Raw genomic sequence first — 25,167 nt, forward strand, 5'->3', positions numbered from 1 at the left:
ATCGAGATCTGTCAGAGCCCCCGCTCAGCGCTGCTCTCGACCCGCTACCCCCGCCTGAACTCAGCGTCCTCGGCGGCCTGAAGCAGTTCGATCGCCAGACGGCGAGCGACTACGGGGTGGACGTCGCGCATGAGTACCTTGTGGGCAACCTCCGACTCTGTGAGCTCGCCGACCAAGCGCACTGCCCCCACCGCCAGGGCCTTCACCTGGATAGGAGGACGCTCAATCTCGGGAAGATCCATTCTCCTGGCCCAACCTTGTCTGTGGGAATGCCTTGCTGAAGCATTTCGTGAGTCGGATCCCCTACTCCGCACCACCCAACGGAACTTCAGCACTCAGGTCGGCGTCCCTGTCTGCTGAAGCACTCGCTGGCCACCGAGAGAAGACGGGGGAGCGCAACCTCACGAGGCGCGGCGGGAGCGGTCAGCAGCAGCCGTACTCGCAGCCGCGGTCCTCGCACAGGAGCAGGGCTGGGATGTACTGCGAGCTGTCGGCACGGCCCCTGAGATCTGAGGGAAGGTCGTCGAAGCCGAGCCCGCATGCCCAGAGTGTGGCGATGACATCGTCCAGATCTTTCACGCGTGCAAGGGCTCCGTCGGGCCATCGTCCGTGCAGATGCGTCGGCATCGGTGGAAGGGCCTTGGCTGCCGGTCCGAGCTCGCTGACGGTGCGGTCGGCCCCAACCAGACGTGCGGACACGAACTCACCGTTCCGCTCAGCGACGATCAGGGCGCGCGCCGCGGGGTACATGGCACGCAGCGCCTCGATGAGATCCCCGGCCACGCGTACGGCCGCCTCGCGCTGCTGCCGGTGGAGATCGGTCAAGCGAGACCAGGCCGTGGGGCCCGCCTCCTGCGCCTGGTCGTGGCCCAGTGCCTCGGCGATCCGCACGGCACAGCGTCGGGCCTCGGGCTCTTCCGGGATGTGCCCGTCATCGTCGGCGACTAGCCCCAGGAGCCGCACGACCTCGCCGCGCGTACGAGTGCCCAACGGGATGCCGTTCTGCAGCTGCCGGGCCGCCTCACGGATGAAATCGGATTTGGACATGGAGATCCTCCAGAGGGTTCATGCCACGTGCGGCACATGGCAGCACGTAACCTAATCAAGATTAAGTCATAATGCATAGTGAAATCTGAATAAGAATTGACACATCCGGGATGGTGCGTTAGATTCGCGTTAGACTCACGCGACTGGAGGAAGACGATGCCCGACCTCATGGAGGCGGTACTCGCGCGATTCCCCGAGGACGGGCCGGTGCCGCCACTGCCCTGCCCGGCGGAACGCGCCCGGCTTCGCGAGGAGTTCGGGTGGACCAAGACCCAGCTCGGCCAGGCCTTGAACGTGTCGCGCGAAACCGTGTGGACCTGGGAGAAGGAGCCGCCCCGCACGCCGCGTGGCGAAAAGGGGCAGCGCTACGCCAGATATGTTGCCTACTTCGCTGCCGAACTCGCCCGCGCGGGCGCCGCCACCCCCACCCCGCCCCCGGCTCCCGCACCCACGGACCCGCACCCCGGCGACAGCGGTGAGGAACTGCCCCTCCCGTTCGACTACGACATCGAAGACCCGCCCGACCTGACCTGGGACACACCTCCGACGTCGACAGCCGAAAGTGAGTCCACGGCCGGGTATGACGCCCCCGGCTCCTGGACCGAGCTGCCCGAGGGCACGACCCGGCGGTGCGTCCGGTGCGGCAGGCCGACGACATTCGTCGTCAACGGCCAGCCTCGCCACGTCTACCTGGAGGCCCACTCCCGCATGGGCATGCCGCGCTGCGATAGCCAGCCAGTCGTGGCCCCGGTGCCCGCTGCTCCTGCCTCAGGCATACAGGACGCCGCCCCCGTGCCAGCCCTCGCCGCCCCCGAAGAGACCACTACACCGGCCCCAGCGCTGGCCCCGCCGCCCGCTGCACCAGCCCCCGCGCCCGCCCGGCCCAAGGCCCCGGCCCGCTCACGGACCCCCGCACCCGACTCCCGCCGCAAGAAGGGTAAGAAGCCGGCCGTGAAGCCGGTGGCGCCCGAGCACGCCGACGGCCCCCTCGCCGTTCTCGACCTCACCGATGGCGCGCTGACCGCCCACCTCACCGATGGCCGCACCGTGCCGTGCCCGGCCAAGACCATCCAAGCGATGGCCACTTGGGCCCTGGACAAGAAGCGCATTAACCTCGGCGCCGCCAAGCTCCACGACAACGGCTACGACCAGGACCCGCTGATCGTCCTCACCGAAGCGGCCGTGGCCCACTTCGGACTGCCCGCGGACCTGGAGGACCAGGAAGAGCTCCGGCTGCCCGCCGACCACAACGTCGTCAAAGCCGTCACCCGGGCAGGCTGGGAGCTCACCAAATCGGGCTTCGGCCCCTGGGCCCGCATCTTCAAGCGCCTCGACGGCAAGCGTCACTGCGTACAGCTCGCCGTCGCTCCCTGGCGCGCCCTGGAGACCCGGGCCTGGGGCCACGCAGCCGAACTGCCCGCCCCTGAACTCGCCAGGCTGCTCGGCTCCTTCTCCAACCTGATCATCACCCCCCGCGGAACGGTCGCCGTCACCGCCGAGGAGCTCATGACCGCACTGCGGCCGCCCACCAGGGCCGAATGGAGCGAAACGGAGCACAAGTACGTCTCCGCGAAGGTGCCCGACACCCTCCACACCGTCGTCGACCCGGCCCCGTGCGAGGCCCCCGACGAACACCCCATCGTGGCCGACGACTACCCAGAAGAAGGCACCCGGCCCGTCAGCGAGGCCCTCGACGAGGAAGCCTGCATCTGGATCCGCCCCTTCGATCTGATCACCGAGGACGAGCGGTCCCGGCCGAACGTCGTCGCCCTGGACGTGTCGGTCGCATTCCTCGCGGCCTGCCGCCGACTCCATGTCGGCACCGGCCCGGCCATCCACCGACCCCACAACCCCCACTTCGACCCCGACCTGCCCGGCTCCTGGTACCTGGACCTCTCCCACGTCGAGATCGACAAGCGGCTGCCCAACCCCTTCACCTCCAGCGGCGAGCGGCCCCAAGGTCCCGCCTGGTACGCCACACCGACGGTCAGCTACGCCGTCGAACTCGGCGCGGAGGTCCGGCCCCTGGAGGCGTGGGTCCGTGAAACCCACAGCCCCTACCTCCAGCCCTGGTACGAGACTCTGCGCGCGGCCTACCTGACCACGATGGCCTCCCTCGGTGTTACCGCCGACCTCGACGACGAGGAGTTCCTCGCCGCGATGGCCGCCTACAAGGACGGCGACCCGGCCCTGGTGACCCTGGTCAACGCGATCAAGTCCACCGCCAAATCAGGCATCGGCAAGCTGCGCCAGCGTCCTAACATCGGCCTCAACTACGTCTTCGGCGAGCCCTGGCCCGCACTGCACCGCAAGACCTGGCGACCCGACATCCGCGCCATGATTCTCTCGAAGGCGCGGATCAACATGCACCGCAAGATGAGCAACCTCGCCACCACCGCCGACCGCTACCCCCTCGCCGTCAACACCGACTGCGTCATCTACGCCGCTGACGACCTCTCCCCGCTGCCGGTCCTGCTCGACCCCGACGGCCAGCCAATCCGCGGGGGCTTCCGGCTCGGTGTCAACCCCGGCTCGGTCAAGCACCAGGGCTCCCAGACCATGGCCTGGGCGCTGGACCTGCTCGCCGACGACGTGAACATCGCCAACGAAATCAAGGACGTCTCGCTCCTCCGTGTGGCCTGAGACCAAGGGAACTGACTGACCGTGGGACAGATCGAAGACCGCCTGGAGGAGGCCGTGGAGACTGCCTTCTCCCAGCCGATCCCCAAGAGCATCGGCGCCCGGGTCCGCTTCCTGCTCAAGCAGGAGAAGGGCCTCAGCCGCGCCGAAGCCGCCCGCGCCGTCGCCGAGAAGCTCGGCAAGAGCCAGCGCACCGTCGAGCGCTACCGCGACGGCAAGATCAAAACAGCCAAGCCCGACACCGCCGCCCTCATCGAAGCCGAGGTCAACAGCCTCTGGCAGCCCCTCGTCAAGGCGAAGAAGCTCCAGGCGGCCATCAGCAGTCGCGGCATCAAGGTCGACGTCCGCGCCAAGTTCGGCTTCAAGGCTCCCAAGGGCACCACGAACGACCCCCGCTACCGGCGCCTGACCCGACGCTTGGACGCCGACACCACTCGCGCGCTCTACGAAGCCAAAGCGGCCGGCGCAGACGAGGACGAGCTCGCCCAGATCGTCGCCGACGGACTGCGCGACGACTATTTCAAGGACGGCGGGAGCCGCGCACAGAGCCTGCAGGAGGTCGCCCTTCAACAGATCGACCACATTCGCTTCAGCCTCGGCTGACCCGCCGCCCCCCCGACCAGGCTGAAAGGGCGACCACTACGTGTCTGCAACGACCACCGCTCCGCCCCGCACGGTGCGATTGCGCAAGCACCAGAGCCGCGCCGTCCACGCCGCCCACACCGCACTGCGCCACGCGGCCCGTACCTCTGTCGTGATGGCCTGCGGCACCGGCAAGACGTACGTTGCCGCCCGCATCGCCGCCCGCGTCGCCCCCCAAGGCACCCGCCTCGTACTGCTGCCCACCCTGGAACTCCTCGCCCAGACCATCGACGAGTGGCGCATCGCGGGCATGAGAGGCCCTGTACTCGCCCTGTGCTCCAAGCGCCCCAACACCAGCAGCGAGTCCGTCGCGTTCACCACCGACCCGGCCGCCCTCACTGCCGCGGTCCACCACAACGACAGCCTCACCGTCTTCGCCACCTATCACTCACTGGGCCGCATCCGGCAGGCCCACCGTGAGTACGCCCTGCCGCCATGGTCGATGATCGCCGTCGACGAAGCTCACCGAACCAGCGGTGACCTGGGCAAACGCTGGGCTGCCGTTCACGACGACGAACTGGTGCCCGCGCACCAGCGCCTCTACCTCACCGCCACCCCCCGCATCTGGTCGGCCGGCGAACCCGGCGACGACGAAGACCCCGCACTCGTCGCCTCCATGGACAACGTGGCCCTCTACGGCGAGACCAGCTACCGCCTCCCGCTCGCCGAAGCCATCGACATAGACCTACTCGCGGACTACCGCGTCGTCGTCATGGAAGTCCACGAGGCCACCATCCGCACCCGCCTCGGCATCTCCGACCGCGCCACCGAAGCCGAACTGCGCCAGGCCGCCCTCCAGATCGCAGTCCTGCGCGCCATGGCCGAACTCGACCTGCGCCGCGTCGTGAGCTTCCACCACCGCGTCGCCGACGCCCACGACTTCGCCGCCACACTCCCCGAAGCCGCAGCCCGCCTCTACGCCCTGGACGAGACCGGCACGGGCTGCCCCGACCCCGGCGACCTGTGGACATCGGCCATCGACGGCACACAGGACCCGGCCTACCGCCGCCATCTCCTGGACTGCTTCGACGGCAGCCCCGGTCTGGACCTGGCCCCCGCCCACCGCACCGTGATCGCCAACGCCCGCCTCCTGGGCCAAGGCGTCAACATCCCCTCGATCGACACCGTGGTCTTCGCCGATCCCAAAGAATCCATCGTCGACACCGTCCAGGCCGTCGGCCGCGCCCTGCGGCAGACCCCCGGCCAGGGCAAGAAGGCCACCCTGATCATCCCCGTCTACGTCGCGCCCGGCGAGGACGCCGACGATCTGATGGGCTCCAACCTGTACAAGCCACTCTGGCGCGTCCTTCAGGCCCTTCGCGCACACGATGACCGCATCGCCGACCGGCTCGCCGTCGCCCAACAGCCCTCCAACCTCGAGCCGGAGGACGACGAAGAGACAGAGGACCTGCCCGTCGACGTCGTCTTCGACCGGCCCTTCCCCGCCGACACCATCGCCCAGGCCTTCCGGCTGCGCGTCCTCCACCCGCGCGAAGCCTCCTTCCGCCGGGGCCTGGAGGCCGCCACCGCCTACCACGCCACCCTCGGCCACCTCGACGTCCCCCAGCTGTACGACGACGACGGCGGCTTCGCGCTAGGTCGCTGGATCAACCGCATGCGCAAGGCCTACACGGCAGGCACCCTCAAGGGCTCCCAGCTCAAAGCCCTCAACCAGCTCGGCATGATCTGGAACCTCCACGCCCAATCCGCCGAACGCGGTCTCCTCCATGCCGACAACTGGGCCAGCACTCATGGCCATCTCGCCGCACCCTCCAACGAGATGATCGGAGACTTCGCCCTCGGACGCTGGCTCACCAACCGCCGAAGCAGCGCCCGCACCCGGGCGGAGACGGGCCTCGAACCCACCCCCACCGACACCGCGCTAACTGCCTTCGACCCCTACTGGAATCCGTCCTGGCCGATCACGTGGCAGCGCCTCTACTACACCGCCCGCGCCTACGCCGAGGCGAGCATCACCCTGGACGACCTGCCGGTGGACTTCGTCACCGACGACGATGAGCCCCTCGGGGAGTGGGTGCACACCCAAAGCATCGAGTTCCAGGCCCTCCACCCCGAGCAGATCCAACTCGTCCGTGACCTCGGCATCACCTTGATCGAACCTGTCGAAGAGCCGCGCCAGCCTCTCGGGCGTGCCGCTCGCCAACAGCGACAGCTCGAGAACGGCCTCGCGGCCGTCGACGTCTTCCGCACCCGAGAAGGCCACGTCCACATCCGTCAGCGCGACACCGTCCTTGTCAACGGCGAGGAGTTCAAGGTCGGCCAGTGGCTCAACAACCTCCGCAAGCGGTGGGACTCTCTGCCTCCCGACCACCTCCAGGCCGTCACGGCGGCGGGCCTGACTCGGCACGCACAGCAGCCCGCCGAGACTGCCTCCCCAGCCCCCAACTGACAGACATGCCTTGTCCAACTGCAGATGTCTTCTCAACGAGGAATGAGCCTTGACAGTTGACCGGGGTGAAGATGTGCTGCGGCATCCCGACGATGCCCCCAGCGGCGCGGACCCCGACGCCAGCGTGAAGCTGGCCCAGGACTTCTGCGCCGCCCCAAACACGAGGCACGCCCGGGCATCGGACAATGGGGCGGTGGAAGCCACGGTCGCGATCCGACAGGTACTGAAGGTGTGGCGCTCGGAAGCGAGCGGGGCACCGTTCACCGACACCGAACTGCTGAACCTGCGGGTCCATTGGATCTACCGAGGACTGACGCGGGCACAGCAGCTGGCTGACACCGTCGCCCTACACATGAGCCGCCACGAGCCCGTGCCGCCGCAATCCGACATCAACCTCAGATGGCTACTGTCGCCCTGTGAGAGGTCGTCTTCTCCCAACGTTCCATCCCGTGATGGGGATTTCCTTCGGTGATGTCGGGTCGCGCCAGCACACCAAAGCCGCATCTCGGGATGACACGACAGGATGAAACGACCTCTGTGGGTTTCCACAGTCTGCTGTGCGACGAGGCCTCGGGTAGGCGACACTTGAGTGTCTGATGAGAGGTAAGGGTCTGTGGCTGAGGTATGGGTCTCTGTCTACAAGATGGGTGGCGTGTGGAGGGAGCTGATCCGCGCGGAGGACGTTCGCGGCGTCTGGATCAGTGAGAAACGGAGCACGCTCAACGCAACCGTCGTCGGCCGAGAAAATCCGGTCTCCCTGTTCAAAGTCCGCTCCCCACCCGACTCCGAACCCACCGAGCTCACCGAGCACTTCGACATCGAGTTCGTTGAGGCCGTCGGCACCGCACGGCAGCGTCCAGAAGGCGCACTCATCGTCCTGTGCCGATTCCACGACGGCCACCGCACCTGGCAGGCAATGACCAGCAAGGAATACGCGGCGTGGACAAACGAGATCCGGGCCAACCTTGCGAGCCGACACGCCGTGTGACAGTCAGAGCTAGGGACACCAGCAACAACGCTTGCAGCTCGCGTCTCTGGAGCAACACGCCTGGGATGACAAACGTCCTCACAACCATCGCTGTGGAGTGACGCGTAGTCCATGCCGGGAGGGAATGTCGGTGGTGGCTGATACACCAGGGTGGTGATCGATGTACCGGCGTACGAAAAAGGCTCAATCGTCCCGCCCGCCCCGAACCCGGCTGATCTGGACGAGGATCTGCCACACCGTGACGGGGCGATCAAGTGGCTGCGCCACCAAGAGCGAGCCATCGCCGACGTCTTCTTACGGGAAGGGCGGCAACAGCTACCCGTCGAGGAGCCCTACCTACTCTGGCGTCAGAGGCAGCAGCGGCGGTTGGGCCAAGAACGGCAGCGCTGGCTGCAGATGCTGACCGAGGCAGGATGGGGCAGCTGGGGGGGCAAATGCTGGGTCTCTGGCCTATCTGCGTCCTGACTTAGTGGTGGAGTTCGACTTCGAACACCCCGAGAACGCAGGGAGGACGGTCTGCGAATCGGCCAGAGCGGTGCACAGTGTGTGGTGGCACTGCCTGCGGGATGAAGGCCACCGGTGGAGGACATCGTTCTATAACCGGTCCGTGGTCGGGACAGGCTGCCCTCGATGCGGGAAAAGCGGGGTCTCGCGGCGCGAGCAGGAGATCTTTACCGCGCTGCTGCAGCACCTGCCTGCCCTTGTCAGCCCCGGCACTGTAGACCGGAGCGCGGCGACAAGCCGCGCGACCGGGCGGCGCCTTCGCTCATGGAGGGTAGACATGCTCCTGCCCGCCCGCCCCCCTGTGGTCGTGGAGTACGACGGTGCCTACTGGCACCGGGACGCCCAAGAGCGTGACCGGGACAAAAGTGCTGACCTGATGGCCACGGGCCATCTCGTGATCCGCATTCGCGAGCAGCCGTTGTTCGCCATCACCCCAAATGACGTCATCTGCACGCCAGACCAGTCGGCTGAGGAGGTCGCCGATCTGGTGTACCAATCCGTCCTCCGGCTGACCGATCAGTCCTTCACGCCCCGCGGCAAGCTGCCGGCAGCCGACCCGCAGCAGCTTGATCTCTTCGAGGCCGCACCGACCGGCCAGACCGGGCAGCGCAACGCGAGCGAGACGGCCGCGTTGAGGACGGTAATGCAGCAGATGTTGCTGGAGCTGCACAGAGGTGACGTCGAGGCTGACCTGGCGGAGGCCGGAGATCTCGTCCCGGGACACGGATTTGATGCAATCGTCATGAACGCGCAGCGGCAAGTAGGGGCGCTGTCCTCGCTTGCCTCCGTTGCGAAACAGCTCATCGATCCTTCCGAAGTCGCCCAGTGGCGTGGGCGCCGCCAATAGCGTCTCGTTCTTCAGCAGCCGGCGCGATGTCCGCCGATGGCGCTGGACGCTGTGCCGCGCAGCAGCCCGCACCTGGCTGGTGTCGATGGCACTTCGGCCAGGAGCCGACAGCAGCCTGCAGGCTCTCCGTGTTCACCGGTGGCGCCAGTACGCATGGGCCTGACGGACATCCTGCAGCAAATCGTGGTCTCCAGCCGAAGGGCGTGTCCGCGACTAGCATCTGCGTGTTCGCCGACACCTGGAGTTTGCCGCTATGTCGTTGCCGCGTCTCGGAGTCGTCATCGTGACGATGGGCACTCGCCCGCATGAACTGGAGGCTCTCCTGGCCTCCGTGGAGAAGCAGGATGTTCCGGCAGGGCGGGTGGTGCTGGTGGGGAATGCGACGCCTCTGACGGACATCGCGGCGGACGTAACCAAGGTCCCGCTCAAGGAGAACCTGGGCTGCCCCGGCGGCCGCAACGTCGGGCTGAAGCTGCTGCGCGAGTCGGGCGACGTTGACGTCGTCGTTGAGCTGGACGACGACGGGCTCCTCATCGCCGATGACGTGTTCCGCAAGATCCAGCAGCTGTTCGCGACGGACCCCAAGCTCGGGATCATCGGCTTCCGGGTCGCGGACGAGCACGGACACACGGAGCGGCGCTGGGTCCCGCGCCTTCGTGCAGATGATCCGATGCACCGGGGCCTGGTAACTGCCTTCCTTGGAGGCGGCCATGCCTTCTCCGTCCCGATGCTGCAGCGGATCGGCGATTGGGCCGGTGAGTTCTTCTTCGGGCATGAAGAGACCGACCTCGCATGGCGTGCGCTGGACGACGGCTGGAAGATCCTTTATGAGCCCGACCTCGTTCTTCAGCACCCCAAGACCTCCCCGGCACGGCATGCCGTCTACTACCGCTTCACCGCTCGAAATCGAGTCTGGCTGGCCCGGCGGCGACTTCCTCTCCCCTTGATCCCGGTCTATCTGGGCCTGTGGATCGTGATCACCCTGGCGCGCATCCGGTCCCTCAGCGGGCTGAAAGCGTGGCGCGGCGGCTTCGTGGAAGGGCTGCGCAATCCGTGCGGGCCCCGCAAGGCCATGAAGTGGCGCACAGTATGGCGGATGACGCGCCTGGGCCGCCCTCCGCTGATCTGAGTGTCAGGACAGTGGGCCGGAAATGAAGGTCAGCGCCGAGGGCGCCGGTCGGCACGCTGGGTGACATTCCTCTGGGCCTTCAGGTCCTCCTCCGCTCATGCTTCCGGGACAGGCAGCCCCACTGGTGGTGTTGAGGGACCACCACAGCCACAGGGGGTGGTGTCTTCCCTGCTGAGGTGGGCCTTGCCCTTCTCTCGCTTCGAACCGGGCTGCTCGCACGCTGAGAGCTCCGCGACCGTTTACGTATGCTCCGCGGCACCGCCGGGACACTCGGTGCCGGCGGCACGCCTGGGCCGGTGCCCGGGATCGGAGCAGCGCGCCAGCGTGTGCAGGAGAAGAGAGGAGAAGAGGAACGATGCGCGGGACGACGATCGCCGGCCGATACCGGCTTGCGGAGACCATCGGCAGCGGAGGCATGGGCGAGGTATGGCGTGCGCACGACCTCCAGGTTGGGCGAGACATCGCACTCAAGACCATCACGCTGGACGGTGATCCCTTGCGCGAAGCCGCCTTCCGTCGAGAAGCGGGCGTCGCCGCACGTCTGTCCCACCCGCATGTCGTGCCCGTACACGATCACGGCTCCGCCGACGTCGACGGCCGGCGGGTCCTGTTCCTCGCCATGGACCTCGTCGTCGGCCACCCCCTGAGCTCTCTGATCAGCGGACCGCACCACCCCGTCGCGGACACCCTGGTCTGGGCCATTCAGATCAGCCAGGCACTGCAGGCCGCCCACCAAGTGGGCGTCGTCCACCGCGATATCAAGCCATCCAACATCCTCATCGACAACCTCGGTGACGCGAGGGTGTGCGACTTCGGCATCGCCCGGCTCTCCGACACCCTCACCCGCCACACTCTGACCGTCACCGGCGTCGCCATCGGGACCCCCGCCTACATGTCGCCCGAGCAGGCCCGCGGCGACAAGGACCTGGCAGCTCCTAGCGACATGTACTCGCTGGGCTGCCTGATCCACGAACTCCTCACTGGCGCATGCCCCTTCGACGGGGCTGGATGGCACGTCCTGCACCAGCACCTCCACGAGACGCCCGCCGCCCTGTCGACCCTGCGCCCCGCCGTGCCCCGCGAGCTCGAGGACCTGGTCCTGGAGCTCCTTGACAAGGACCCCGCCCGGCGGCCGACCGCCGCCGCGACCGCGAAACGCCTTTCTCGACTGCACGCCGCCGCCGTCGCCCACGCCGCCGTTCCGACCATCACCCCGCACCACCCGCCGGTGCCCACCCTCGCTGACACCCCGAGCGCTGCCCGCCGCGGCGGGCACCCGGGCCGCACCGCCCTGTGGACGGGTGCGGTGACCGGTGCTGCGATCGCAGGCGAACTCGTCTGGACCACCCCGCTGCCTTCCCCGTGGCCGACAGCACTTGGAGCGTTCGCAGGTCTACTCCTGACCGCCTTCTACCTTCTCGACGCACCCGGGAAGGCCCGTCCGGCGGAGTTGAGGATCACTACAGTCGGCCTGTTCACCCTGCTCCTCATTGCGCTCGGCGGCTCGGTTGGCGTCCTGGTATCGCAGCCGTCGCTGTGGTGGGCAGCGCTGGCCATCGCATTTCTGGGTGGCCCAGCACTCATCGTCTGCTCCACCATCGTGCGCCGCACGGTGCAGCACCTGCTCCAACGCCCAGCCCGGCAAGCCGATTTCGCGTCGACCGCCGGCGCACTGCACACGGTCACCCTGCTGCTCGCCGCCGACCACGCCGGCATCCCCGCGCTCACGCTGCTGGCGGCTGGTCTCATGCTCTGGCCGATCACGGCACTGCTTACGGCGCTGGTCACGTCCCGGCCAGCTGAGGCTTGAACCGGCAGGCGCCAGGCCGGGTCGGGATGACGTGTGTCAGCGATGGCTCAGAACTCGTGCTGGCCCACGGCTGTGCTATCCCGGCAATTCGTGCGCCTTGCCTGTCACACCGTGCTTGTTCCCCACACCTGTAGCAGGTGACAGACGGACATCACCTCGGGAGTGCACGTGAACCTCACCCTGACCCCGTACACGCCCCGCCAGCAGTGGGGTGTGAGGGCCGACGCGGCTCTCACACCGACCACGCTGCGGCAGATGGCCACCGGTGAAAGCGACGAGAGCGCGGCAGCCGCGCTGGCCGAACTCGACAACCACGAACGCCTGGTGCCCTCGGCCACGGTCGGCCAGGCCCGCGGGGAGGCCCGCATCTTCCAGGCCCTCATGCATGCCTACGGCCGCCACCGGTCCACGCTGACCGGCGGGCCGTTCGGCATCCGCAGCCTCACGCCCCGCCGCGCGGAACTGGTCGTGCGCATCGCACCCTCCCAACTGTCCCGCTGGATCGATGCGCTCGCGCACCGGCCCGACGGCGAAGGCGTCGCCGGGCTGCGCTGGGCGGCGCATCGCGACGGCACCGCCCTGACCCTGCCCGAGATGACGCTCGTCCTCGACGGGATCGACGAGACCACCTGGCGCGCCGCCCTCGCCGAACGGTCTGCCGTCCACACCAGCCTGGTGCCCCACGGGATACCTGTGTTCGTGAACGAGGCCGAGCGGGCCGCCGCCCAGGAAGCAGACCTCGCCGGCATCGCCGATCACCTCTCCGCCACCCTGCGCCGCATCCGCCTGGTCGACCCGATCGCCCGAAGCGGGCACGTGAACCTGTTCACCGCCCAATGGCTCGGCGACCTCCACCTGATCGAGGCCTGCGAAGCCGCCCCCACTGCCCTGCCGCTGTGGACCTCCCGCTCACTGCCGCTGGCCCTGTGGCCCACCGGCACGATTCCCGACCAGGGCCCCGCCGCCCCGCACGCCGCCGTCCTGGACCTCGTCACCACCATCGAGCCCTCCGCGCTCCCGCCCGGCATCACGCACAACCGCGCCGCCCTCGCCCTGTGCCACCTGGCGGGCAACCGTCCCGACCCCGTCCTCGTGCAAGCCGCCGAGCACGCTCTGCGCGTAGCCTCACAGACCCTCGCCGACCCCGCGCACGCCAGCCTGTACGACGCGGGCGGCTGGTCCGGCAGCTGCCGCACCTACCCGGAAGGCTCCATCCACGGCGCTGATCCGTGCATACCACCCGGCGCTGAAGAGGTCACCGATCTGCCCCAGGCGGACCTCATCCGCATCGGTGCCCACACGCTCGGAGGCTCACCGAACGAAGCCCACCTCCTGAGCGCCGGGCAGGACGAACTCATCCACCTCCTCGACTGGGCTCTCGCCGCAGCCACCCTCAGCCACAACGGCCCCTTCTGGACCCACGAGAGGCCCCTCGCTCTCCTCCGCTCAACCCAGCCGCTGCCTGGCCACGACGGATCGTTGGAACTGACAGCCAGCAGCACCGGCGTCTACCGCGTACGACTGGCAGGCCTCGGCCTGAGCGAACTTGGCCACGAGGACGACACCGTGGAGTGGGAACGCGAGGTCGCCCCCTCGCAGACCGCCGCCGTCCTGATGGCCGAGCACGCCGCGATCGAGGCCTCAGTCTGCCTGCCCTTCCAACGCGAGCACCGCAAGCAACGCCTCCTCCTGCCCGCCTCCACCCCAGCGGAACCCACGATCCGTACCGCTATCGCCGGAGCCGACTACGTCCTTGGCTTCACCGCCTTCGCCAGCATCCTCTGCGAGTTGCCCCGCCGTGTGAACTCCGCTCAGGGCGCCGCCGACGGACACTGGAAGCTCGATCCCTTCGCCCCCGACGGGCAGTTCGACTGCCCCGGTTCCCTCACCGCCCACATCAGCGACTGGTTCGCCCTGCCCTCCCCTCACCACGGTGAACCGGCCAACACCGCCGCTGTCGACAGCACCGTCTACCTCCGCCACCTGGCCTCCCAGCGGGTGGCCTTCGACCCCTTCGTCGCCCGCTATCTCGCCGCAGCGGACAGCCAATCCGGAGAGCACACCTTTGAAGAGCGCCACCTCGCAGGCACCGCGGCCTTGCGAACCACCGCTCTGGACGCCCTGGCCTGCCAGGATGTACGTCCGGTCCGCGAACCCCTCCTTCGCCTCGTCGAGTCCATCCCGCAGAATCCCGCGCAGCTGAACGTCTGGTACGAGCGCCACCTTGCCTAGCAGATGGCACGAGGGCGCCCCCAGACTGTGCACACACAACGAGTGCTGTCTCGGCACCCAGCCCATGCGCCCGTTCGCTCCGAACAGTCAGCAACGCCTACGGACCGACGCCGAGGACTGCCTCAGCTGCCCGCCCCCACGACGACTCGGCCCCCTCGAGCCAGACCCTTCGGCTGCACACACCACCCGGACAAGACAGTGACCCCCGCACGCCATGCCCCTGACTAGCGGCAAGATCGGGGTCAGTCAGACAGGCAGCCCCATCCATGAACATCAGGAGTGAGTATGCGCTGGGTCACCTATCAGAGATCGCACATGGATCACCACGCCCAGCGGGTCGGCGTTGTCCGGGACGGAGAGATCTACACGCTGCCGTCGGGGGCTGCTCTCCGCGACTTGCTGGCGGACGGCGCAGCCGCTCTGGAGAGGGCGGGAGAGCAGGCGTTGAAGCGACCGGACTGCGTGGTGGACCTGGAGGGAGTCCACCTCTGCGCTCCCGTTCCCACGCCTCGCGCTCTCTACGACGCGCTCTGCTACCTGGACCACCTTCGCGCCTGCCGAGCCGCACAAGGGCTGCCGCAAGAACTTCCGGAACCGTGGACGCAGATTCCAGCCGTCTACCAGGGCAACCACCGCGGCATCGTCGGCCCCTACGAGCCCGTACCGATCTTCCCTGGTTCCCGGATGTTCGACTTCGAGCTGGAAGTGGGCATCGTCATCGGCAAACCGGGGCGCGACATCCGGCCGGAACAGGCGGCCGCGCATATTGCCGGATACACCTTGATGGTGGACTGGAGCGCGCGGGACACCCAACTGCGCGAGATGCAAATGGGGATCGGCGTACTGAAGGGCAAGGACGGTGCGACAACACTGGGCCCCTGGATGCTGACGGCGGATGCTTTCGATCCCGAGGACCTCATCAACGCCTACGTGGGAGACCAGCTGATCGCCACGGGCCGCACCGGAGCAACGGCGAAGGGCGACTGGCCCTTTACTGACGTCATCTCTTACCTCTCACGCGGCAGCGCGCTCGAGGCAGGCGACGTCATCGGCTCCGGTACTTTCCCTGGGGGGTGCCTGTTGGAACACATGGCCACACCAGACTTCCGTGGGTGGTTGAAGCCCGGCGAAACGGTCCGTTTGTCGAGCTCTCAGCTGGGTGAGACACGCCAGACCATCCTGCCAGCTCCACCCATCACCCCGCTCTCCTCAGGCTACTGACGGTTGCCACGCGTAGGAGCTCCGGACGACCTGTAACACGGCTGCAGTGTCCGGCACGCGTAAGGCGGCCCGGCAACCGGCTATGCCGATGCCTATCGCCGCGCTCGCCAGCTGCCCGCCCTGTTCCCGACGACGCCGTCGTATGGCCCGAATCCGTCGCTGTGGCGGACAGCCTGCGGAGCACACCTTCGAAGAACGCCGTCTCGGTCGGCGAGCCCCAGCGCCACCTGATTGAGTCCACCCCGCGGGGTCCTGACCAGTTGACCACCTGATACGAGCGACAACTGGATCAGCAGGCATGAAAGCCTCCTTGATAGACAGGGCGATCGCCCTGTCTATCAAGGAGGCTTCCTCCGCTGTCAGTAGCGTGGGCTACCGTCATCGTCCCGTAAACAGCAAGGCCAGGGGGAGGCCGTGGAACAGAGAGCTCAGCGTCGTGGGGGCCGCCCCGCAGGCAGCACAGTCAGCTCGGATGGGCTGTCGGACCGGCAGCGCCAGATCCTGCGGTTCGTCACTCACCACATCGAGACGATCGGCTACCCGCCGTCGATGCGGGAGATCGGCGAGGCGGTCGACCTTTCCAGCACGTCCTCGGTCTCCCACCAGGTCCACGCCCTGGAAAGCAAAGGGTACTTGCGCCGAGATCCAAAGCGGCCGCGCGTCTACGTCCCAGCCGTACCGACCCCCGCCCAGCACGCCGCGAACGTTTCAGCCCGACCGACGTCAGTACACGTGCGGCCCCGGAAACTCACCCTCCCTCAATATCAGGCAACCCCGCGCAATGGCTCCGGCCCGGACGCGCATGTGGGAGTCGTGGTCCCGGTCATCGGCCGCATCGCTGCGGGAACACCGACATCTGCGGAGCAGCACATCGAGGAGATGATGACGCTGCCCCGAATGCTGGTCGGGTCCGGTGAGCTGTTCGTCCTGTCTGTTGCTGGCGACTCCATGACCGGTGCCGGCATCCTCGACGGTGATTTTGTCACCGTGCGCCGCCAGCCCAGCGCCGAGCACGGTGACATCGTCGCCGCCTTGCTCGGCAGTGAAGCCACCGTGAAACGACTCCGGCGTGACGGCGCCAACGTGTGGCTCGCCCCGGAGAACGACCACCACACCCCGATTTGGGGCAACGAAGCCGACATCCTCGGCAAGGTCGTAGCCGTCATGCGCCGTCTGTAGGTGGGGAGGGCGGGCGACAAGCGGCTTCGGCTTCTGCGACCCGCTCGCCTCTCCACAGGGGGCAGCACTGGCACGACCATGTAGAGATCACTCGGAGCAGTCTTCGCAGTCGCTTCCCGAGGGATACTCGGGATGGCGTAAGCACTGTGCGAGGATCTGGACCACCAGACCTTCCTCTGTCCGCCAAAGTTCGGCCGGGCCCTCGGTCATCGTGTAGCTGTCGAAGCCGCCCTCAAGGAGGCTGCCATCCTCGACAGCATCGAAGATCCCGTATGTCGCGGTCCCAGCTTGGTAGGCCTTGCGGATGCTGCTCACTTCTTCTCCAGGTATGGGGGATGCGGGTGCGGAGGAATCGGGCCGAAGTGGCAGGGCCCGGCGGTGAGAGGTCAGCTGACGCGGCGGAAGTAGTCGGCGGCGTTCTGCTCGAACTCCCTGTTGGCTTCGAGCCACAAATGCCGCCTGGCGTCGGCCACCGGGTGTCCCATGCCGCCCTTTCGGCCTTGTGAGATCTGCCTAGCGTTCGCCATCTGCTCGTGCCAGGCGGTCACTGCGTCACGACTGGTTTCGAGCGCCTCGATGAGAGAGGTCCACAATTCAATCTCGAACTGGGCGCGTGTGATGGTCTCGAAGAATCCGTCCATGCGTACGTTGGCGGCCGTCAACTCAGGCTCCCGCATACGCTCCCACGATGACTCCGCGCGGCGCCGGGCGTTGGACAGGCCTGCGCGCGCGGCGGTCGTCAGCCTCTCCATGTACATCCGGCGCTCGGCGCGCGTGGCGCCGTATGCGGCGTCGAGTTCGGCCTTCACGTTGATGCACTTGCCGGACACGATGCGGTAGTAGACCTCCTGGCCGGTCGCGACTGCCTGAGAGGTAGTGAGTGCTGGGGCGTGCTGCTGCTTGTCGGACATGTTGACTCCTGACGACGTGGTTGTGGTGGCTTGGCGTGGCCGCTCCCGACGGCGGGTGGAGCGGCCAGACGCCGTCGGGAGCGTTCTCGGAGGTGGTCAGTCAGGCAGGAGGCCGCAGATCGTCGGCAGCCCCTGGACGTTTGCGGCCGAAGCGTCCGGGGAGAGGAGTTTGAACGCGTGCTTCCAGCCCTGGTCCGTGAGCGTGATCAGCCCCAGCGGCGGGAGCATCAACGACAAGCGGGTGGCGCTGGTGTAGCCAAGCCTTTGGTAGAAAGCGGATAGGTCGCGGTCGTGACGCAGTGTCAGTGCCGCGTACCCGGCGTTGCGGAATGCCGCTTCGGTCTCTCGCAGAAGAGCTCGTGCAATGCCGTGGCCTCGATGCTCGGGTCGCACGGCCAGATTGTGAACGCAAGAGAGGCGATGAACCAGGCGCCGCCGCACCAGTCCGGACATACGGCCGGGCCTGGCGATCCAGTAGGGAGGCCCGCAGACAACGACACCCACCGGGATGCCGCCTGAAGTCTCGGCCAGCAGAAAGTGGTTGTTCTGGTGGGACAACGGGCCGTCGTCCGTGGCGGTGAGCGCGTAGCGCATGGTTGCGAGGGCGGTCGCCGCCTCGTCAGCCCGCAGATGAAGATCAACCAGTGAGACCAGCTCGACGACGGCGTCGGCGTCCGCCGCAGTCGCGGTGCGGATACGGAAGTCGGGTTGTTCGGCGGCAGGAGAGTTCAGAGTCTGCACAGTGAGTCCTTGCGGAGCGCGGCCAAGCCGTCGGCACGGCATTGGTGTTGGGGAAGGAGTGGCGATGGAGCTACTCGGCCCGGATGCCCCAGCCGAAGAAGAGCCAGCTCGGCGCGGGGGTCTCGAAGTCCAGCAACAGGGCGGCGGCGCCGGAACTGGCGCGCTGGTCGTCCTCCTCGATCAGACGGTCGGCCAGCCACTCGGCGTTGGCCTCGCTGAGCGGGCCACCGTCAGCACCGTCGAAGGCGCCCGCGTCGCGCAAGGGGTCCCGCTCGTGCACGACAGAGACAGTCCGCACCTTCTCCAGGTCGGCGCGGGACGCGAACGCATCGTGCTCCCCGGCGCCGTCTGCCTTGGCGTGCGCATGGAAGGCGCTTTCGGGCGTAAGGCCGCTCGCGGTAAAGCGGTACAGAACGGTGTTCAGGTACATGGCAGTCCTCAGAAACGGCGGACGCGGGAGCAGAACCCGACGACCGGTGCGTGTTGCCGCGCTGAGCGGCCGAAGAAGGAGGGGAGAGCGCCGGGCCACCCCGGCATGTGTAAGTAAAATACACAGCGAAATGCCAACATGCAACATCTGGGGTTCCTCAACTCCTCTCCGCCGGATGCCAAGGTGTGCCGTGCCAGTCGGCGTGTGGGGCCTCAAGCTGACACAGCCGCATGACCCAATGGGAGCGATCGCGACGGCGCCCGGATACTGGGGGAGTGCCCTTTGCTCTGTGACCACCTGCAGCCCAGCATCACGGCGGCCGCGAGCCTGCCGCGGGGCGAACGGCCCGGCTCCGAGGTGCCAGCTGGGTGCCGATCATGACGCGGCGCGGACACAGCAATCCCGGCCCCCTCCGACTTCACATCGCGGCCCGACGGCGTGGCGCAGCCTCCGTGTTGGGCCCCGGGGCTACAGTGACGCTCTGCGGCATCGGTCTGCTGCTCCTCCCGCGAACTTCGGCCCATGAGTTCAAGGCGGAGGCGAAGAAGCACGGCTTCGACCAGCACTACCACCCTTGTTCTTCCTGCCGCACGTAGTACCTCTTCCTCACGCTCCGCGGGCCGACGGAGCCGAGCGAAAGGTTCTCGTACTTATGTCTGCCACTCAGATCAGTGCTCGGGCTCGGACATACGCTCTCTACACCGGTGCGCCCCGCCAATTGGCCTGCGACGTGGTCGCCTCTCTGCCTCCGGGCGCGCCACTCATCCCCGGTGCAGCCGAGCATGCGCAGCTCCTCTTGGAGTCCGAGGTGTTCTACAGGGTTCTCAACTCCCAGCGCCGCTTCTTCGAGTTCCCATTCGGAATCCGGTACGTGGAGCCCACCGAGGCGGGCGTGAGGCTGCACCTGGAGAGCGACGACAGCCTCGACACCCTGCTGGGAGGGCTGCTGCCCTGCCGTATGCCGGTGGGCACCGGCCGGGAAGAGATCTATGGGCTCAACGGAGTCCGCATCCGCGCGCGCACCGAGCGCGGCATCGAGCTCCACCGGCTCGGACAGCCGACCAGCCTCCAGCTCACCGGCCCCTCCCGTCGCGGCTTTTCGAAGGCCGAGGCAACCCTCGCGCAGCGGATCCAGAACGCCGGCGGAGAGGCCTGCTGGCTGGCTGCCGGTGCTTGGACCGACCACGAGAGGCAGTGGGACGACGAACGCCAGCCGATCTCCTACGACGCCACCTGGCGTGCTGCGGCCTGGCTTCCCAGCGGACTCCTGCGCCGTCTCGGACTCCTGCACACCGTCGCCGCTCCCCAGGTCGTCACCGGCCACGATGCCCGGCTGGGGGAGTGGTGGATCCTCGAGCTGGACCACGACTCCGACACCGGCCTGCGGAGGGCCGAGCTGGTGCAGGCCCTGACTGATCCCGACCATGGCCTTCCCCTGGAGCTGCGCGGGCACCGGGAGTTGACGCCTGGAAAGAGTCTCGGCCTGGTCCTTTTGAAGTCCGCCGATCGCACTGCCACCCTCCAGCTGCGCTACGACCGCATCGACTACCCGGTCAAGGACGACCGGGCCGAGATTTTCGCGGCGATCCGTCGGCGCATCAGCAAGCTGACGGGCGAAGCCCCGCTCCCGTCCATGCCCGGGTGCCGGGCCGACGGCTGAGCGCCGCGCTGGACCGTGAGAGTGGTCGTTCCCCCACTTAAAGGCCGACGAGGAGGTCCTGGACCGAATCGTCGGAGTCCCTCCAGCGAGCACCATCCGCCCGTTCTTGCTCCGGGCCATCCGATTCGCACGCCCCGTGGGTAGGGGGTGATCCGGGAGCGGCGCACAAGGCGGCCGCAGGGCGCGTTGGCGTCCGTCTGGCGGACGGCGGGCCGGCCACCTCGGCGAGTTGCCCGCGCTCACCACGGACGCGTCGCAGTCCTACCGCCAGTCGGGGAGCGAAGGGGTACAGCTCAGGGTCGCGCCCTTGGACCGGAGGCATAGGCGCGGAAGAGGGTGTCAAACTCAGCGATCTGTGCGCGCAGAGCTCCTATATCTGATGCCAGAGCTCGTACCTCTGCGGTCAGGGTGGAAAGCTCGCTTTGCAAGGGTTCGGGACTCGCGGAGGGGATGGCCGCGGACGCGGAGGGCCGTCGTACGAAGCTGCCGCGGCCCTGGACCGAGTAGGTAAGGCCTTCCTGTTTCAGCAAGTTCAGCGCGTTCTGGGCCGTCATGTTGGCGACGCCGTGGCGAGCTTGCAGATCGCGCGCGGACGGAAGGCGGTCACCGGGTCGGTACTGCCCAGTGCGGATACCCTGGCGCAGCTCGGCGGCGATAGATGAGTAGGGAGGGGCAGAGTCGAACGGCATGCGAGAAGTCCTCCTAGAGCCGTGCATACGGCGGGGCCGCCACGATGGGTGACGGCACGGGGCGCGATGAGCGCAATGTACTGGGCTCATCGCATTCGACGGTTCGGCAGGAGGCGCGAAGGATGAGGCCTCACTAACTCCCGGCGAGTCCGTCTCGGGCGGCTCCGGTACGACGCCCAGCCGAAGAACCCGGGTACGGCCTCGGTCATCCCCAGGAATGGTTCGCGTTGCCTGAGTACGATCGGTGGCGAATCGCCCACGCCCGTGTCGCACCGTCATCGAACCTGTCGTGCGCGCAGGCCCGGGGCGAGGACGCTCCTCCGGGCCCGCAAAGGCGGACTCGGGTCGGGCGCGGGCGAAATGGCGTTGGTCCCGCTGGTGCCCCTCCGAAGCCAGCTCGTGCTTAGCGCAGAGCTCCTGCACCAGGACGGGAAGCCCGCGGGATCAGCCGCGAGTGCGGCCACAGCACCGAAAGCGGGCACCAAAAATCAGCGGCGCGAGGTGCCCGGCGGCAGCATCGGCTTCGGGGATGGGCGCCGCCGGGCACCAACAGGCTGTCACGCGGCACTGACAGCAAGGCCCCGGCGCCCGGGGCTCCAACACGGAAGCCGGGGCAGCGCTGAGCTGAGCCCGGTGGGTACCTGGGCGTCGGATACGACACGCACCTCGCGGACGCGGCTGCTCAGTCCAGAATGCGGCTGCGGACGAACACAACCAGAAAGAAGGCGGTTCTCTGCGCTATCGAGGGCGGGGCGTCCGCGGCGATCTCGGAAGGGCCACCGGTGGTCGCGACTTCGGTGTCCCTGTCCGGCTCACCGCTTCACGCTTCCGCGTCGAGGGGAAGCGACACCACGCTGCCCAGACTCAGGGTCGGGATGGCCTGGCCCGTCTTCGGCTCTTGGCGGTACCACTGCTGGCCGGTCTGCCCCGTTCCAACTCGCGCTGATTCCTCCGGGGCGCGCCACGTCACGACGCCACCGGGAAATCGGTCCTCGACGCGTCGGTCGCACCAATCCTGAGCGTCTTCGAGCTTGCTGAAAAGGGCTCGGCCGACGGCTGGGAACGTGGCGAGGAAGTGGCAGGTTGGATCACTCATGAGTGCTGAGCGTAGACGTGGTGGGGACGATGGCAGGCTCAGCGATCGGACTCAGCCAGGCATGTGACTGGAAGCCAGGGGCTCATCAGACGTGGTGGTGATGGGCAGGGCCGCGTCTGCCGCTGGGCCACTGAGTCCAGCCGCTTACGTCGTTGCCTCGCCGGCAGCATCAGTTACGTGAAGGATGCCCTCGGCTCCGAACACCGCGACGCGGTGCAGGGCGCGCTCGATCGTGCACGCATGGGTCTTCCAGATCCCAAACTGGTCCACGACGCGTCCTTCCAGAATTGCGAGCGGTGTTCCGCTTCATCGGACAGCTTGCCAATCGCCACTGACACCCGGACCGCTCGAGTCGAACGGGGATCGAAAGCAAGATCGTCTGCGCGATTCTTGCCCGTGCGCCTGTGAGGTCTGCTCCATCGGATGCCACGCACCACCCACAGCGCCGCTACCGGGACAGAAAACGGCCCTGACGGCCGGAAGTCGAAGGGAACCGGGGCCAAGTCCTGAGCCGCGGCGCTCAATCAAGCGGTCTGCTCGTCCGCCTCCTGGAGGACCGCTCCCTTGGCGTGCTTGAGGGCCTGGCGCGCAGCGACCAGCGCCGGACCCTCCACGCCGTTCTCGCGGCACGTCCTCCACCACTTGTGCGTGTTCACGAAGGCTGTCGCCTCGAGCCGGTCCTCCTGCAGCTTGTCGTAGGCCTTCGCGTCGTCCGGGTCCCAGCCGGGCGAGGGGGCACGGCCGGCGCGCTCCCGACCTTGCTCTGTCACGGCTTCCCACCCGGGCTGAGGCTCGCGGGACCAGGGGAGACGCTTCTGCATTTCGTGGATCTCGGCGTGTAGCTCGGCGGCCCGGCGCTGCGCGTCAAGCAGCTCCTGAGGGAAGGCATGGGCGTCAAACGGGGGCTGCTTGTCGGTGGGGGCGGTGCTCATCCTTCGGAGCCTAGTTCGAGCCGCTGACAATCGCCCTCCGCTGCGCCCGCGTGGCGGTCGTCGGCACAGGCTGCCGGGAGTAGTGGCGAGGCACGGCTCGCAAGGAGCGCGCCGGGGTCTCCGCATAGTCGGCCAGATGCAAGGAGGCCACAGGTGCACCCCGGTATCCCCCTACAAGCCGCCCCGCGGGGGCGGTGCCGGGTCCGTTCAATCAGTGCTGAATCCGGGCACTGACTCAGAGGTGCGGTCGTGGCGGAGCCGGGTGAGGCGGACCAGGTGGCGCCACCGGCAGTGGGCGGCGATTCGACGCGCTCCCTGGGCTGGCACCGCGTAGATATGGCCGTATGGGTCTCACGCCGCCGATCGAGCCGATGCTTGCCCGCTCTCTTGACCGACTGCCGGCTCCGGGTGCGCTGCCCGGCGGGGTGGTCCTGGAGCAGAAGGTCGACGGCTACCGCGCCATCGCCTTTGTTCGGCGCGGTCGGCTGTTCCTGCAGACGCGCCGCGGAGCCGATCTGACCCCTGCGTTTCCCGACCTCGCCGACGCCGTGGCAGAGGTGGGCAAGGACGTTGTTCTCGACGGCGAGCTCGTCGTGCCGCGTGACGGGCGGCTGGACTTCACCGCCCTCCAGGACCGCGCCCGGCGCCGCGGTTCCACGGCGGAGGCCGCAGCTGCTGCGAACCGGGCCTTTCTCATCTGCTTCGATGTTCTGGAAGCAGATGACATCGAGCTGCTTGCAGCGTCGTATGCCGAGCGGCGTGCTCGACTGGAGAAGTTGTTCGCCGACGAAGTGCTCGCCGCCCCGTTCGTACTGTGCCCTGCCACCCCCGACTTCGACGTTGCGACGTCGTGGCTGGACCCGGCTTGGGGCGCCGCCGGTATCGAGGGAGTGGTCGCCAAGGGACGCGCACAGCGCTACCACCCCGGGGAAAGGGCGTGGATCAAGGTACGGCGGCGAGACACCCACGAAGCCATCGTCGGAGCCGTCACCGGGGGCCGGCAACGACCCACTACCGTCCTGCTGGGCCGCTATGACGACCGCGGCCGGTTCCACTTCATCGGGCGCAGCGTGCCCCTCGCCAAGCGCCTGCAGTCCGCACTCGCCGAGAATCTCGCCGTGGCGCCAGCAGACCATCCCTGGACAGGGAGAAACTTCTCTGCCGGTTGGGGCAGCAACCGGCGCTTGGATGCAACTCTCGTCGAACCGGACATCGTCGCCGAGTTCAGCGGTGACACCGCCATCGACCACGGGCGCTGGCGCCACCCCGTCCGACTCCTGCGTATCCGAGCGGAGTTGCATCCGACGCATGTCCCGCTCTTCGCAGACGAAGACGATTCGGCTGGTCGAAGCGGCAGCCAGTACGAGAGGTAGGCGGCCCTGAAGCCTGCGACGGCGAACTGCCCGTCTGCTGAGGGGCAGTTCTTGTGTTTGCTGGGCTTCACGCGCGTATTGGTGCGGTTGGCCCTCGCGGTGAGATTCAAGGATCGTGGCCGGTGCTACCGCGTCAGGCTAATGGGTTTGCAGTCGGGGGTGGCGCAGCCAAGTTCGTTCTGGTCATCGGGGAGCAGGCGGCTGGTGATCCGCTTGGATGCGGGGCGGGCCTCGTACTCGGCGAGGGTGTTTCCGTCGCCGTCGACGACCGTGATGATGGAGGGAACGACCGTTCCGCCAGTCAGCACGAGCGTGGGCCGGGCCCCCTTGTACCGCACGCTGAACATGCCCCTGTTTTCTGCCGTGACGTCGGCTGGCGCGACTTCGGTCAGGCCGCTTTCGCTCTCCGGCCGGATCTCGGTCACCGGGATCGAGCCTGGGGCGGGCAGCGTGGACCTCCCCGGTTCCCTGGATCGCGCCCAAGTCGAAGTTCTCGGGTGTTGTCTGTTCGTCAGCCATGTCTGTGTCCCCTGCCTGGCCAGCCCACTGCTGACCACGGGGGATAGTCCCATGGTCACTTGAGGTGATGACAGGTCATTTACCGGCCATGGCTTGGGCACGCGTCTCCGCACAGTGCGCCGGCGATCCCCGGGGAGCCGGCCGTTCGTACCTACTCGGCAGGCCAC

The 25,167-nt window shown here is 67.7% G+C and carries 22 protein-coding genes and 1 pseudogene; 14 read left to right on the top strand and 9 right to left on the bottom strand.

Translation table 11 applies throughout. The annotated features are described in order from the left end of the window. Positions 1-423 precede the first annotated feature (423 nt). Entirely contained in the window at positions 424-1,047 is a 624-nt protein-coding gene (locus ABZ833_RS38800) for a hypothetical protein (RefSeq protein WP_361057470.1), read from the bottom strand. A 156-nt stretch (positions 1,048-1,203) separates the two neighbouring features. Here ABZ833_RS38800 and ABZ833_RS38805 point away from each other — a divergent pair, with 156 nt between their 5' ends. The 12 genes and pseudogenes from ABZ833_RS38805 to lexA all read left to right on the top strand — a co-directional run bounded on the left by ABZ833_RS38805 (position 1,204) and on the right by lexA (position 16,649). After that, positions 1,204-3,690 carry an XRE family transcriptional regulator gene (locus ABZ833_RS38805; RefSeq protein WP_361057473.1) on the top strand — a complete coding sequence of 829 codons (2,487 nt, stop codon included), beginning with the start codon at positions 1,204-1,206 and terminating at the stop codon, positions 3,688-3,690. Positions 3,691-3,711: 21 nt separating this feature from the next. Beyond that, the gene (locus ABZ833_RS38810) at positions 3,712-4,290 is read left to right on the top strand and encodes a terminal protein TpgA1 (RefSeq protein ID WP_361057476.1); all 579 of its coding nucleotides are present in this window, start codon (positions 3,712-3,714) and stop codon (positions 4,288-4,290) included. Between the two features lie 40 nt (positions 4,291-4,330). Continuing rightward, positions 4,331-6,739 carry a Helicase associated domain protein gene (locus ABZ833_RS38815; RefSeq protein WP_361057479.1) on the top strand — a complete coding sequence of 803 codons (2,409 nt, stop codon included), beginning with the start codon at positions 4,331-4,333 and terminating at the stop codon, positions 6,737-6,739. A gap of 49 nt (positions 6,740-6,788) precedes the next feature. Beyond that, positions 6,789-7,211 carry a hypothetical protein gene (locus tag ABZ833_RS38820; protein ID WP_361057482.1) on the top strand — a complete coding sequence of 141 codons (423 nt, stop codon included), beginning with the start codon at positions 6,789-6,791 and terminating at the stop codon, positions 7,209-7,211. Between the two features lie 141 nt (positions 7,212-7,352). Then, positions 7,353-7,727 carry a hypothetical protein gene (locus ABZ833_RS38825; RefSeq protein WP_361057485.1) on the top strand — a complete coding sequence of 125 codons (375 nt, stop codon included), beginning with the start codon at positions 7,353-7,355 and terminating at the stop codon, positions 7,725-7,727. A gap of 472 nt (positions 7,728-8,199) precedes the next feature. Then, positions 8,200-8,349: pseudogene (locus tag ABZ833_RS38830) on the top strand (hypothetical protein); the annotation flags it as partial. 159 nt (positions 8,350-8,508) lie between these two features. Next, the gene (locus ABZ833_RS38835; RefSeq protein ID WP_361057588.1) at positions 8,509-9,078 is read left to right on the top strand and encodes a hypothetical protein; all 570 of its coding nucleotides are present in this window, start codon (positions 8,509-8,511) and stop codon (positions 9,076-9,078) included. A 253-nt stretch (positions 9,079-9,331) separates the two neighbouring features. After that, positions 9,332-10,207 carry a glycosyltransferase gene (locus ABZ833_RS38840; RefSeq protein WP_361057488.1) on the top strand — a complete coding sequence of 292 codons (876 nt, stop codon included), beginning with the start codon at positions 9,332-9,334 and terminating at the stop codon, positions 10,205-10,207. Between the two features lie 355 nt (positions 10,208-10,562). After that, the gene (locus ABZ833_RS38845) at positions 10,563-12,017 is read left to right on the top strand and encodes a serine/threonine-protein kinase (protein ID WP_361057491.1); all 1,455 of its coding nucleotides are present in this window, start codon (positions 10,563-10,565) and stop codon (positions 12,015-12,017) included. Between the two features lie 168 nt (positions 12,018-12,185). Beyond that, positions 12,186-14,249: a hypothetical protein gene (locus tag ABZ833_RS38850; protein ID WP_361057494.1), complete on the top strand. Its 2,064-nt coding sequence runs from the start codon at positions 12,186-12,188 to the stop codon at positions 14,247-14,249. 285 nt (positions 14,250-14,534) lie between these two features. Then, a complete protein-coding gene (locus tag ABZ833_RS38855; protein ID WP_361057496.1) occupies positions 14,535-15,470 on the top strand; it encodes a fumarylacetoacetate hydrolase family protein in 936 nt (311 codons plus the stop codon). Positions 15,471-15,884: 414 nt separating this feature from the next. Then, positions 15,885-16,649 (top strand): transcriptional repressor LexA, encoded by a 765-nt coding sequence (gene lexA, locus ABZ833_RS38860; protein ID WP_361057498.1) that lies wholly within the window; start codon positions 15,885-15,887, stop codon positions 16,647-16,649. 87 nt (positions 16,650-16,736) lie between these two features. Here lexA and ABZ833_RS38865 read toward each other — a convergent pair whose 3' ends face one another. The 4 genes from ABZ833_RS38865 to ABZ833_RS38880 all read right to left on the bottom strand — a co-directional run bounded on the left by ABZ833_RS38865 (position 16,737) and on the right by ABZ833_RS38880 (position 18,731). Continuing rightward, positions 16,737-16,964 (bottom strand): hypothetical protein, encoded by a 228-nt coding sequence (locus ABZ833_RS38865; RefSeq protein WP_361057500.1) that lies wholly within the window; start codon positions 16,962-16,964, stop codon positions 16,737-16,739. Between the two features lie 71 nt (positions 16,965-17,035). Then, entirely contained in the window at positions 17,036-17,560 is a 525-nt protein-coding gene (locus tag ABZ833_RS38870) for a hypothetical protein (protein ID WP_361057503.1), read from the bottom strand. 96 nt (positions 17,561-17,656) lie between these two features. After that, a complete protein-coding gene (locus tag ABZ833_RS38875; protein ID WP_361057505.1) occupies positions 17,657-18,301 on the bottom strand; it encodes a GNAT family N-acetyltransferase in 645 nt (214 codons plus the stop codon). A 70-nt stretch (positions 18,302-18,371) separates the two neighbouring features. Continuing rightward, positions 18,372-18,731 (bottom strand): hypothetical protein, encoded by a 360-nt coding sequence (locus ABZ833_RS38880; RefSeq protein ID WP_361057507.1) that lies wholly within the window; start codon positions 18,729-18,731, stop codon positions 18,372-18,374. A gap of 808 nt (positions 18,732-19,539) precedes the next feature. Here ABZ833_RS38880 and ABZ833_RS38885 point away from each other — a divergent pair. Continuing rightward, positions 19,540-20,391, top strand: coding sequence for a hypothetical protein (locus ABZ833_RS38885; protein ID WP_361057509.1), 852 nt, complete (start codon positions 19,540-19,542; stop codon positions 20,389-20,391). 293 nt (positions 20,392-20,684) lie between these two features. Here ABZ833_RS38885 and ABZ833_RS38890 read toward each other — a convergent pair whose 3' ends face one another. The 3 genes from ABZ833_RS38890 to ABZ833_RS38900 all read right to left on the bottom strand — a co-directional run bounded on the left by ABZ833_RS38890 (position 20,685) and on the right by ABZ833_RS38900 (position 23,108). Continuing rightward, the gene (locus ABZ833_RS38890; RefSeq protein WP_361057511.1) at positions 20,685-21,359 is read right to left on the bottom strand and encodes a winged helix-turn-helix domain-containing protein; all 675 of its coding nucleotides are present in this window, start codon (positions 21,357-21,359) and stop codon (positions 20,685-20,687) included. 541 nt (positions 21,360-21,900) lie between these two features. Then, a complete protein-coding gene (locus ABZ833_RS38895; RefSeq protein ID WP_361057513.1) occupies positions 21,901-22,176 on the bottom strand; it encodes a hypothetical protein in 276 nt (91 codons plus the stop codon). Positions 22,177-22,700: 524 nt separating this feature from the next. After that, positions 22,701-23,108, bottom strand: coding sequence for a hypothetical protein (locus tag ABZ833_RS38900; protein WP_361057516.1), 408 nt, complete (start codon positions 23,106-23,108; stop codon positions 22,701-22,703). Positions 23,109-23,452: 344 nt separating this feature from the next. Between ABZ833_RS38900 and ABZ833_RS38905 the strand changes: the two genes are divergently transcribed. After that, positions 23,453-24,481: an ATP-dependent DNA ligase gene (locus ABZ833_RS38905; RefSeq protein ID WP_361057518.1), complete on the top strand. Its 1,029-nt coding sequence runs from the start codon at positions 23,453-23,455 to the stop codon at positions 24,479-24,481. Between the two features lie 125 nt (positions 24,482-24,606). Here the strand turns inward: ABZ833_RS38905 and ABZ833_RS38910 are convergent, their stop codons facing one another. After that, complete coding sequence (locus ABZ833_RS38910) at positions 24,607-24,906, bottom strand: hypothetical protein (protein WP_361057521.1); 300 nt, start codon at positions 24,904-24,906, stop codon at positions 24,607-24,609. Positions 24,907-25,167 lie beyond the last annotated feature (261 nt).

Origin of the sequence: Streptomyces sp. NPDC047525 (assembly GCF_040643025.1) — a bacterium.
Lineage (GTDB): Bacteria > Actinomycetota > Actinomycetes > Streptomycetales > Streptomycetaceae > Streptomyces > Streptomyces durmitorensis.